The sequence below is a fragment of the Microcoleus sp. S1D4 genome, from assembly GCF_036700765.1.
Taxonomy (GTDB): Bacteria; Cyanobacteriota; Cyanobacteriia; order Cyanobacteriales; family Microcoleaceae; genus Microcoleus.
In genome coordinates this window covers 93,365-104,523 of record NZ_JAUBPP010000017.1, presented here as the reverse complement: position 1 = coordinate 104,523, position 11,159 = coordinate 93,365, and the positions used below count along the sequence as shown (strand labels likewise).

General features: G+C 45.5%; 9 protein-coding genes. 6 read left to right on the top strand and 3 right to left on the bottom strand.

The features are described 5' to 3' along the window. Positions 1–86 precede the first annotated feature (86 nt). Positions 87–1,892 carry a proline--tRNA ligase gene (gene proS, locus QT998_RS18530; protein ID WP_333116842.1) on the bottom strand — a complete coding sequence of 602 codons (1,806 nt, stop codon included), beginning with the start codon at positions 1,890–1,892 and terminating at the stop codon, positions 87–89. Between the two features lie 85 nt (positions 1,893–1,977). On the opposite strand from proS, the gene QT998_RS18525 reads away from it, so the two are divergent. The 6 genes from QT998_RS18525 (at position 1,978) to QT998_RS18500 (ending at position 8,498) form a co-directional block, all read left to right on the top strand. Next, the gene (locus QT998_RS18525) at positions 1,978–2,292 is read left to right on the top strand and encodes a hypothetical protein (protein WP_333091575.1); all 315 of its coding nucleotides are present in this window, start codon (positions 1,978–1,980) and stop codon (positions 2,290–2,292) included. 260 nt (positions 2,293–2,552) lie between these two features. After that, a complete protein-coding gene (locus tag QT998_RS18520; RefSeq protein ID WP_333116840.1) occupies positions 2,553–3,527 on the top strand; it encodes a hypothetical protein in 975 nt (324 codons plus the stop codon). A gap of 84 nt (positions 3,528–3,611) precedes the next feature. Continuing rightward, the gene (locus QT998_RS18515) at positions 3,612–3,875 is read left to right on the top strand and encodes a hypothetical protein (protein ID WP_333116838.1); all 264 of its coding nucleotides are present in this window, start codon (positions 3,612–3,614) and stop codon (positions 3,873–3,875) included. 367 nt (positions 3,876–4,242) lie between these two features. Continuing rightward, positions 4,243–7,368 (top strand): MFS transporter, encoded by a 3,126-nt coding sequence (locus tag QT998_RS18510; RefSeq protein ID WP_333116836.1) that lies wholly within the window; start codon positions 4,243–4,245, stop codon positions 7,366–7,368. Positions 7,369–7,750: 382 nt separating this feature from the next. Continuing rightward, positions 7,751–8,230 carry an orange carotenoid protein N-terminal domain-containing protein gene (locus QT998_RS18505; RefSeq protein ID WP_333091580.1) on the top strand — a complete coding sequence of 160 codons (480 nt, stop codon included), beginning with the start codon at positions 7,751–7,753 and terminating at the stop codon, positions 8,228–8,230. Positions 8,231–8,336: 106 nt separating this feature from the next. Next, on the top strand, positions 8,337–8,498 hold the full coding sequence (locus tag QT998_RS18500; RefSeq protein WP_333091582.1) for a hypothetical protein: 162 nt from the start codon (positions 8,337–8,339) through the stop codon (positions 8,496–8,498). 10 nt (positions 8,499–8,508) lie between these two features. On the opposite strand, the gene QT998_RS18495 is transcribed toward QT998_RS18500, so the two are convergent. Together QT998_RS18495 and QT998_RS18490 are read right to left on the bottom strand one after the other, a co-directional pair. Continuing rightward, on the bottom strand, positions 8,509–9,183 hold the full coding sequence (locus QT998_RS18495; protein WP_333091584.1) for an acetoacetate decarboxylase family protein: 675 nt from the start codon (positions 9,181–9,183) through the stop codon (positions 8,509–8,511). A 333-nt stretch (positions 9,184–9,516) separates the two neighbouring features. Then, positions 9,517–10,998 carry an S-layer homology domain-containing protein gene (locus tag QT998_RS18490; RefSeq protein ID WP_333116834.1) on the bottom strand — a complete coding sequence of 494 codons (1,482 nt, stop codon included), beginning with the start codon at positions 10,996–10,998 and terminating at the stop codon, positions 9,517–9,519. Positions 10,999–11,159 lie beyond the last annotated feature (161 nt).

Genomic DNA, 11,159 nt, shown 5'->3' with positions numbered 1-11,159 from the left:
GCACCTTATTACTCGTTAATGTAGGGTGCGCACTGCGCACCTTACCTCTATACGTTGCGCACTGCGCACCTTACCGTTATTAAGGCTTATTTGAGGGCTGCCTCAATCCACTCTTTCAAAGTAGAATTGACTTCCTCAATGAGAATTTCATGGGATTTGTGAGTTGCTCTTTCCACAATTTCAACTTTACCTGATTTCAGCGAACGACCTGTAACAATGCGATAGGGAATGCCGATTAAATCAGCATCTTTAAATTTAACTCCGGCTCGTTCGTCTCGGTCATCTAGTAGGGTTTCAATGCCAGATTGATTGAGTTCTGCGTAGAGTTTTTCGGCGACTTCTACTTGTTGGGCGTCGGAAATGTTGGGGATGCTAATGATGGCGTGATACGGCGCGATCGCCACTGGCCAGACGATCCCGTCTTTGTCGTAGGATTGTTCTACGGCAGATTGAGCCAGCCGCGACACGCCGACACCGTAGCAGCCCATAATTAAGGGCATTTCTTCGCCTTGTTCGCTGGTGTAGGTGGCGCCCATTGCTTGCGAGTATTTGGTTCCTAATTGGAAGATGTGGCCGACTTCGATACCTCTGGCGCTTTGCAAGGTTTGTTCCGGGTTGTGCATTGCCCGATCGCCCTTTTTGGCCGTTCTGACACCTACAACCGTTGCTGGTAGCGGAAATTCTTTGTTCCAATTAGCCCCGACAACGTGGTATCCTGACTCGTTACAACCAGTGACAAAGTTGGTTAGATCGACTGCAGTGCGATCGACCAAACGCAAAAACTTAGAATTTACCTCCTTGCTTCCAGCGATATAATCATCAGCAAGATCCGGAGCCATATAACCCAGAGGCAAAGATTTAGCCGCCCATTTCCCCTGAGCTTCCGCATCAGGAACCGTCAAAAATAAAACAGTTTTAGCTTGATAATTTGGTGCTAACTTCGTCAATTCATTCAGCAACTTTACCTGATTCACATCTTGGTCGCCGCGAATACTTACCAATACCAAAACTGTAATACCGCTGTCATAAACAGCCTGATAAAGTACATTTTTGACAACTTGCGTCGGAGAACACTTCAAAAACTTGCCCAGTTTATCAATTGTGTCAGTTCCCGGCGTTTCCCGCTTTTCAAAAGTTGTAAAGGGCGACAGTTCCGCATCAGCAGGAATCGATACAGCCTTCTCCACATTAGCAGCATACTGACCGTCTTCAGTATAAAGAACTTCATCCTCACCCGCTTCTGCCAGCACCATAAACTCTTGAGAACCAGAGCCACCAATTGCACCAGAATCGGCATCTACTGCTCGGAATTCCAAGCCCGATCGGCGCAGCATATTGCTGTATGCTCGATCCATATCCTGATAAGTTTTTTTCAAACTTTCTTCGCTCGTATGAAAAGAATAGCCATCTTTCATAATAAACTCGCGACCGCGCATCAACCCAAAACGCGGGCGAATTTCATCGCGAAACTTAGTTTGAATTTGATAGAGATGCAAAGGCAACTGCCGATAGGAACGAACCATATCCTTAGCAATTGTAGTAATTACCTCTTCGTGAGTTGGGCCCAATCCCAACTCAGTATCGCGACGGTCTGTGAGAGAAAACATGATACCTTCAGCTTGAGTGTAGGTATCCCAGCGACCGGATTCCCGCCACAAATCAGCAGGTTGCAGTTGCGGGAGCAGGCATTCTTGAGCGCCGGTAGCATCCATTTCTTCCCGCACAATTTGGGAGACTTTTTTGAGAACTCGCCACATCAAAGGCAGATAAGCGTAAATTCCGCTACCGATGCGCCGGATGTATCCCGCACGGAGTAATAGTTTGTGGCTGGGAATTTCTGCTTCTGCAGGGTCTTCCCGCAGAGTGACAAAAAGCATTTGAGAGAGTCGCATAGCTGATTTCCTTAAAATACCGGATGATTGTAATCTCAGATTAACTTCTGATATTATCAGAACTAAGCCAGATTTGATTAAATCTATGAACAAAATTTGGAAAAATTATCAAAAAGGTATGACAGCATTTGATAATTGTCACTCTCCTACTCTGCAATCTCAGTGGATTGCCTTAAAAGATGAAATAGGAGAATTTGTTAGGGAACCTAACTTGAGCGAAACTTGGGATGTTCTTCATGCTGCTGGTCGATTGGTGTACAAACTAATCGGAATTCCTTTAAATTTAGTTGCCTATCCTACTGTTTGCAAACACAGTCAACGTTTCGAGGAATACGGGTGTATTCGCAGCCGACGCAACTGCGAGGGTAAATGCTGCCAAAAGTTGACAGTTGATGGTTAATAGTTGATAATTAATAGTTGATTACTAGAGTTTTAAACAGTTGATATCTGATAATTTTGACGAGCAGATTTAACTGTTTTTAACTGGTTTAACTGGTTCCCAGCCAGAGCATGAAATTTTCCAGAAGCAGAGCCTCCGCTGCAACAATGGAGGCCGAGCCTGCCGATCTGCATTACCAGGTATAGCTTGGTAACGAGTAACGAGTAGCGAGTAGACGAGTAGTGGCGAGGTTTTTAAACACTTGATAGCTGACAATTCTCATGACTAGATTCATCCACGACCAATTCGCCAAACAGTATCTCAAAGAACTATTAACCCCTCTGGGCAAAGTCGAAACCAGCCTCGACATTGCTGGAGAAGTGAGGCAGATTGACGTTTTTTTTGCCCCCAAAGCGGAACCAGAAGTCGAAGCAACAGCCCTCGGCATTTTGGGTCAAATTGCAGCAAAACCCGCTGTATTGGAACCATTCCGCAGTCCTGTTCAAACTGGAGAAATTCGCAGTTGTTTGGGCAAACTATTTGATGTCCACGCCGAATATGAACGAGTCGCAGCCAGAGATAATAGCAGGATTGCAGAGGCAGACTTGCCACAACTCTGGATACTGTCGCCGACGGTTTCCGACGTTATGTTAGCTGGATTTGGAGCGATTCCCGAACCCGAAAATTGGGTAAATGGAGTTTATTTTCTGAGTCCGTCTCTGAAAGCAGCAATCATTGCCATTCACCAACTGCCCCGCACTCCCGAAACGCTGTGGCTGAGGATTTTGGGGAAGGGAAACGTGCAAAAGCAAGCTATTGCCGAATTGAGAGAATTACCCTCAGATAATTTCTTTCGGTTGAGCGCGTTAGAATTGTTGTACAACTTGCGAACGATTTTAGAAGTCCGTCAAGACATAGATCGAGAAGATCGGGAGTTAATTATGGAACTGTCACCCCTCTATTTGCAACGGCTTGAAGATGCAACTCAGCGAGGTATCCAGCAAGGTATCCAGCGAGGTATCCAGGAAGGTATCCAGGAAGGTATCCAGCGAGGTATGGAGCAAGTTCAGCGCACTAAACGCCTGATGGTTGAGAGTCTACTACAAGTGAAATTTGGCGAGATTGATGAAGAATTAACCCAAATAATCGAGCCTTTGATTCTACTAGAAGCCCTCGAAATCACGCGAATTATCCAGCTAGATCGCACTGAATTACTAGCTCGTTTTGATCAGTCGAAACATCCACCGGAATCCTAACTCAGCAGCGCACTATACAATCTGTATGGTGCGCCAAATATCACTTTACTATTTATTAAATATCGAAACTATCAGGAGTTGATTATGGAACTGTCACCCCTCTACTTGCAACGACTTGAAGATGCAGCAACTCGGCGAGGTATCCAGCAAGGTATTCAGCAAAGTAAACGCCAGATTATTGAGAGTATATCACAAGTGAGATTTGGTGAAATCGATGAAGAATTAGCTCAAATAATCGAGCCTTTGATTCAATTAGAAACCCTCGATGATTGCACGCGACTGATTATGCAGCTAGATCGATCGCAATTATTAGCTCGTTTTCAGCCTGAAAGTCAAAGGGAATCCTAAAAAGCCAGCGCACTCTACGATATGTAGGGTGCGCGGCATCCCACTTTACTACTATTGATAATTACTAGCCGTCGCCCCCGCCTCAAACCTGCATTTTTTGGGCGAACTCTACGGCTACTCCTCCCAAATCAACTCATTTCTGACTTTAGAGGGATTTATTTTTCCGCTTCCAGAGCCATAATCAGTAGTAAGGATGACATAACTAAAGAACTGATTTACTATTCATCCTTATTTCACGAATTAGGGCTTCCTTAAGATAAAGCCTGACGAAAAAAACCACCATCTAAAAAGTGTCAATTCCCCTAGTTAAATGTTAGGGGCTAATTTCAATATGCCTGAACAGGTATCAAATTTTAGGAGGTAATTTATGTTTGAAAGTGAGTTATTAATGTCGCTGTACAGTCCCAAATTCAATATTGCCCAAATGCCGGTGCAAAGAGATGTCCCATTCCAGCACCCGGATGTCGCAGGGCTGATGTTTCTAAGTCCTCAGTTTTTCGTGGCATTGATCGCCGGAGTCATTATGGCTTTCGGCTTCCAATTCCTGTTAACAAATTTCTCGATTGCCGCCAAAATATCTAATTGGGACGACGCTTTACCCGATGATGATGACGATTCCGAAAGTTTTGGTACTAAAATTCGGAAGACTGAAGGTCTAGTGGGCGGTTGGATTTTAGTCACAGTTAACATAGCTTTATTTGTAGCTTGTTTTCTGGCAGTCAAATTAACTTCAATTTCCTCGGTAGATGGAGCGGCAATTATTGGTGTTGTCATCTGGGCTGCGTACTTTTTAACCCTGGTATGGCTGGGTTCTAGCGCCGTCGGCTCGATGATTGGTTCCTTGATAAAAACTGCTTTTTCAGGCATTCAAGGCGTTATGGGTACTGCCGGTTCAGCGATCGGCGGCAAGATGGCGGGCGACCAAATGGTCAATACTGTAGAAGCATCTGTGGCTGCTGTCCGCCGCGAATTGAGCTCGGCTGTAGACCCGGAGAGCATTCGCGAAACACTGCAAGATTATGTGGGTTCTTTGCAGTTGCCGAAGTTAGATGTCAAGGAAATTCGCGGTCAATTTGAAAAGTTGCTGGGGGATGCCGATATCAAATCTCTGGCGGGAACCGATGTTTTAAAGAATGTTAACCGCCAGACTTTTGTGGATTTAATTAGCAGCCGCAGCGATTTTTCTAAAGAGGAAATAAATCAAGTTGCTGACCAACTAGAAGGCGTTTGGAAGCAAACATTTGGCAAGCAGCAAGAAAAGAAAGACCCGAATTTAGAGTTAGTTGATTTTCTCAAGTTTGCGGCTCCCGATTTGCTGAAGTCTGACGAACTTAACGCCAAGCTGTCTCAAATTCTGGAAAATCGAGAAAATAAATCGGAGTCCAGTGGAGGCATGAACCGGGCGATGCAGTTGGGTGTGGAAGCTCTGGTGGGCACTGTTTTGTCGCGGACTGATTTGTCGGATTTGGATGTTGAAAAAATTTCTGGTCAGTTGCAGCAACTAACTGCAAAAGGAAAGGAAAAAGCTAAGTCTTTGAGCGAGAAGGTGGGCGATAAATTGCCTGCACTGCCTTTCAATACAGCTAAGGCTGATGTGGAAAATTACTTGCTGAATACTCAACCTTGGCATCTCAACCGAGAAACTATCAAGCAGGAATTTAGGGATGTTATTTACGATCCCGAAGCTTCTCCGGGGGCAGTTTTGCGCCAGTTAGAGATGTTTAATCCTGAGTATTTTGTAGGGATTTTGGGCCGCCGCGAGGGGTTTAGTCAGGAACAGGCGACGGAAATTGCCGAACAGCTTGAAGGTGTCCGTCAAGAAGTTTTGGGAATTGTTCGAGATGCTGCGGGTGAGGAACAGTCTCAAGATTTACGCAGCCGAGTTGAGAATTATTTGCGATCGACTGGTAAGGAAGAATTGAATCCTGAAGGTATCGAGAAGGACTTCCAAGCGCTTTTGGACGATCGCGATGCTGGTTTTGAGGCGTTGCGCGATCGCCTGTCGCAATTTGACCGCGATACTTTGGTACAATTGCTCGGCCAGCGGGAGGATTTCAGTCCAGAGGAAGCAGATCAGTTAATCGGCCGACTGGAAAGTTCGCGCGATCACGTAATTGCCAAATCTCAAGAATTGCAAGAGCAAGCGAAATCGAAAGCGCAAGAAGTGCGGCAAAAGGTAGAAGAGTATCTCCGCAATACTAATAAGGAAGAACTCAATCCTGAAGCGATCGAGCGCGAGTTTCAAACGCTGTTAAGCGACCCGGAAGCGGGATTGAAAGCGCTGAGAGAACGCTTGTCTCAATTCGACCGCGATACGCTGGTGCAACTGCTGTCGCAGCGCCAAGACCTCAACGAAGAACAGATAAATGGGGCGATCGACAAAATCGAATCCGTGCGCGACAACATTATCCACGCACCGCAAATAGTGGCGGATAAAGCTAAGGAACAGTACGAGGAAGTTACTGGCAAAATTGGTGAGTACCTGCGGAATACCAACCTGGAAGAACTCGATCCTGAAGCCATCAATCAAGATTTGACCAAATTGTTTGAAAATCCGAAAGAAGGCGCTTTGGCGCTGCGGGAAAGGCTGTCTCAGGTCGATCGCGAAACCTTAGTCAAGTTGCTTTCGCAGCGGGAAGATTTGAGCGAAGAACAAATCAATCGGACGATCGATCGCGTGCAAGATTCGATTCGCAGCATTGTGAAATCGCCCCGCCGCTTGGCATCTCGCGCTCAAAAAACTGTCAAGGATTTCCAAGGAAGTTTGGAAAATTACTTGCAGAATACCAACAAGGAAGAACTCAATCCCGAAGGTATCAAACGCGATTTGCAGTTGCTATTTAACGAGCCGGGAATGGGGATGCAAAGTTTGGGCGATCGCCTGAAGCACTTCGATCGCGGTACGCTGGTAGCCTTGCTGTCGCAGCGGGAAGACATCTCCGAAGAGGAAGCTAACCAAATTGCCGATCGTATCGAATCTGTCCGCAACGAATTTGTCGAACAACTTCAAATGGTGCAAGACAAGTTCCAGTCGGCAATTGACGGTATTTTCGGAAAAATTCGGGATTACCTCAATTCGCTCGATCGACCAGAACTCAACTACGAAAGCATCAAACGAGACTTCCGCAAAGTATTTGACGACCCGCAGGCCGGATTTGACGCGATTAAAGAGCGTTTAGGCGAGTTTGATCGCGGTACTTTAGTAGCGGTAATTAGCTCTCGCTCCGATATTTCAGAAGGCCAAGCTAACAAAATTATCGACCAAATTGAAGGAGCCAGGGACAGCGTGCTATCGCGCTCGGAACGCCTGCAAGAGCAAGCCAAAAAACGCATTAAAGATATCAAGAAAAAGACCAAGCAGCAAGCAGAAGATGCGCGCGAAGCCGCAGCAACTGCTGCTTGGTGGCTGTTCGGTACAGCTCTAACTTCTGTGGTTGTTTCGGCCCTGGCTGGAGCAATAGCAGTCGGCGGTATTTCGGGTTTGTTTAGCTAGAATTTCAACAAGTTTCAATCAAAATTCTCCTGATTCTAGGCTGGCTGTGTGCCAGCCTATTTTTTTGGGAATAATATCGTATTCGCTCCAACGGCAAAAAATGTTCGAGCGATCGCACCTATGTACTCAAAAATGAACAAAAACTGAATTGCGCTCGATCGAACTTGACGCTCTCAATCTAATTGACCTGAGACACACCGCATCATCCTTTAGTTGTAAACTTCCTACCACCTTCGGAGCCGCCACCACTAATTACTGTCGGGTTCATCTCTACCTTCAGCAAGATTCTAGCCTCCCTATTTATTTGCTAATTTTTATTCAGTAGCAAAACAAGTTTTTGCCATAAACAAACAGAGCAATACATATTATTTTGGAGACTGACATGACATTTTCTACTACCAGCGCCTACGACCAAGGAAAAGCCGATATGCAGAGCTTGAATGTAGACGATCAATTAGGTTTGCTGTGGTTTGTTTACACCGAAATGGGCAAGTCAATCACGCCAGCGGCTCCGGGTGCTGCCGGTTCCGAAATTGCTGAGGGTTTGTTCGAGCAAGTCAAGCCGCTGCCCAAGGAAGAACAACTGCAAGTAATGCGCGACATTGCCTCAAAAGCCAATACTGAAATCAGCCGGATGTACGGCTCAATGAGCCCTGAAACCAAGCTGGCTTTTTGGTACTTCTTGGCAGTAGGAATGGACGAAGGAACTATTATTCCCGTACCTTCCGACTATAAACTTCCCGAAGCTGGAAATGCTTTATTAGCAAAGATTAAGGGCATGGATTTTCAGCAGCAAATTGATTTCCTGCGCGGTACAGTTTTAGAAATGGGTGCTGAAGCCGCTTCAGGGGCTGGAATTTAATATCAAATCCTCTCTTCATCGGAGTAGTAAATTCACGGTTGACTGTTGAATGTTGACTGTTGAATGTTGAATGTTGAATGTTAACTGTTAACAGTTAACATCATGTATGAGTGCAACCGGAATTGATTTAATTTCAGTACAATCAGCACGAGCAATCAGAAACCAGTTTTTTTTGCCAACATACTGCATCAACGCTTTTAATGGTGCAAAAGGTTGGTTTAATATTGACCTGCAATTCCTGCGTAAAGCGGGAATTGCAGGTCAATAGCAATTTCCAGCTAATAACTGAATTCAGCAGCTATGTTTCCCACAACTTCCGGCGCACCTGCTATTAAACGCATATCTTCACAGGCCACTGTAAGCAAGGGCTGACCTAAGTTTAAACTAGCAAAATGACTTTCTTCAGTTACTTCTAATTTACCTTTAATCAAACCGATTCGAGACTGAAACTCTCCTTTGAATATTAGCAAATTTCTGCGATCGGTGCTGAAAACATTTCCGCTAAAAGGTACTGGTAGTGCTAAACTTTGCTGACTGTAATTGAGACTGCACAGTTGACGGTTTGCTTGGCTAACTGTAACTCGGTAGCCTAGCGGTGTTGCTTTTACCGCATCGTTACCTTCCCAACTAAATTGAGCTAATTCTTTAGGGAGTCCCCAAATTGCGCGCCCGCCGGCTACCGAGTTAGGGTTGTCTACGTAGATGTGGGAAATCCAAGCGCCCCATTTTCCTGCATAATTGGCGATCGCGCTTACGACAATTAACTCATTGTACTCCATCACTGAACCCAATCCGTAGGAGGATATATAAACTCCACCTAGGGTTTTTCCGGGCAATACAGAGACTATTTCTAACTCAGATGGAACCAAGGGACGCACCCGTGCGACATCTATTAATTGTAAAGTCTGAACAGCATAACCTTGCAAATTCCAAGGTGCAGGTGGATATACCATTTTCAGGGATTTTATGTGGGATATTTTATACTTATTTTAGCTCAACTTCTAAAACAGCAACTGGTTTTGGTATTTATTTATAAAGTTTTTGGAAAATTATTTAAGTCTTAATGTTTGTATTCTCAAAAAGTACCAGGTAAAAACCTTTGCCGAAAATCAACCCTCAGATAGCATTAGCGTAGAATATCGCCGTCATGATGTTGGCGGAACTTTCGAGTGTTGCCTTCCTGGGGGGGGAAAGTCTTGAAAGTTCCCTTCCTTAAGGCGAAAACATGAGTCGTTCAACCTCAACCCCTACTCCCCTTTTAAAAGGGGATTTAGGGGGCTCTTTATCTACTTAGTCGCATATCCCGTACTCACCAAAAACTCGCGCAATTTCGCAAAGAATTGATTGCGATCGCGCCCTTGATAAACTTTGTCCAACAATTGCCAACCTTCCGCCTCCTGGCCCGCAACATACTTACTAGCCATGAAAGCGGCCAACACCCCTTTTACCTCTGCATCTTCGCTCGATCGCTTTCTAGATTCCAGCCACAGTTCAGCAGAATTCGTGTATACTTCCACGGGATACTGCTTAGTAACATCTTCCATTTTACCTTGGTGGTACTGCCAAATTTGCAGTGGCAACCGAGAATCCGCATAATTTGTAAAAGCCTCTGCAAATCGCCCGTCTAGACTCTTGAACTCCGGGATATCATTTTTGCCAAAATCGACAATTTCGTAACTCACATTGCCCCAAAAATGCTTGATGTGAGTGTATTTTTTGGCTGCTGAGTCGTAGCGGTAAATAAACGAATAATTGCAGCAGCGGACACCGCTATTGATTGAGACTAAATCTGCCATCACTTCCGGTTCTTTGTCGCCGTCAAAATCGCGGATTCGCACCGATAACAAACGCCCTTCTGATACTTCTTCGTTGGCTTTTTTGTCGGGATTGTCTACTAGAGAACGAGTCGGAATTAGCACTGGTTCGTCTAATAAAGTTTGACCGTCTCGGATGATTTTGATGCGGATATTTTTGGCATTTTCTCCTTCTTTGACGAAAGAAACTTCTGCCCTAATATTCCCAGATTCCGAGGTTTCTGTGGTTCTCGCCGGGCCGACATTCGTTGGGACTTGGGCGATGTATTGCGAGGGAACTAAGGCTGTTTGTCCGGGTTTGGCGATCGCCTGACACAAGAAAGTTGCTACTTCGGCGCGGGTTGCATTGCGCGTTGGTTCTAGCTGTTTGACGGCGGGATAATTGACTACAAGTTGTTTTTCTGCTGCGGCGGCGATCGCATTTCTTGCCAATTCTGGAATTTCCGGCGCATCTTCAAAAGTCGCATCCAAAATCTCAGCCGCTGGCCCTGTAGGCGTATATTTCAAGCCGCTGCTTAATGCTACCAAAACCTGCCAGCGGGGAATGTTAAGAGTTGGGTTAAAAATACTGCCGCTGTAACCGGATAGAAAACCCGTCTGATAAGCTTCTCGAATTGGTTTGTAACCCCAGTAGTTCGTGGGAATATCTGCAAAGTCGATCGGATTGCGGACTGTTTTTGCATCTGGAAAAGCCCTACGCAGCATTGCCGCAAACTCAGCGCGACTGACTGGGCGGTTCGGGCGAAAACTGCCGTCTTCGTAGTAGCCACTGATGATTTTTTTGTCTGCTAATTCTTCTATGCAACCTTGGGCCCAATGGTTTTTAACATCCTGAAATTTGGCCTCGGCCAATGCCGGGGCTACATTCAGGCCTGGAAACACTAAATTTCCGATGATTGTTCCCAAAGCTGCGACTAAAGCGATGACAGCTTGACGTTTGTGCGATCGAACCATAGAACAGCCTCCTTTGTCACCAAATTTGCGATCGAAACTCACGCAAGGTTTACATAGTATACCAGTCGCCAAGGCCCTTTGGTCATTGCTCCCTGAGCGTAGTCAAAAAGGTTCAATAACCATAAATGCTTTAACAACCTTGGCGGTTGCTATATCAGGTA

Coding starts and splice junctions, on each gene's coding strand:
- QT998_RS18515 (WP_333116838.1), top strand. CDS start 3,612: ATGGAACTGTCACCCCTCTACTTGCAACGACTTGAAGATGCAGCAACT.
- QT998_RS18490 (WP_333116834.1), bottom strand. CDS start 10,998: ATGGTTCGATCGCACAAACGTCAAGCTGTCATCGCTTTAGTCGCAGCT.
- proS (WP_333116842.1), bottom strand. CDS start 1,892: ATGCGACTCTCTCAAATGCTTTTTGTCACTCTGCGGGAAGACCCTGCA.
- QT998_RS18495 (WP_333091584.1), bottom strand. CDS start 9,183: ATGGTATATCCACCTGCACCTTGGAATTTGCAAGGTTATGCTGTTCAG.
- QT998_RS18525 (WP_333091575.1), top strand. CDS start 1,978: ATGAACAAAATTTGGAAAAATTATCAAAAAGGTATGACAGCATTTGAT.
- QT998_RS18520 (WP_333116840.1), top strand. CDS start 2,553: ATGACTAGATTCATCCACGACCAATTCGCCAAACAGTATCTCAAAGAA.
- QT998_RS18510 (WP_333116836.1), top strand. CDS start 4,243: ATGTTTGAAAGTGAGTTATTAATGTCGCTGTACAGTCCCAAATTCAAT.
- QT998_RS18505 (WP_333091580.1), top strand. CDS start 7,751: ATGACATTTTCTACTACCAGCGCCTACGACCAAGGAAAAGCCGATATG.
- QT998_RS18500 (WP_333091582.1), top strand. CDS start 8,337: ATGAGTGCAACCGGAATTGATTTAATTTCAGTACAATCAGCACGAGCA.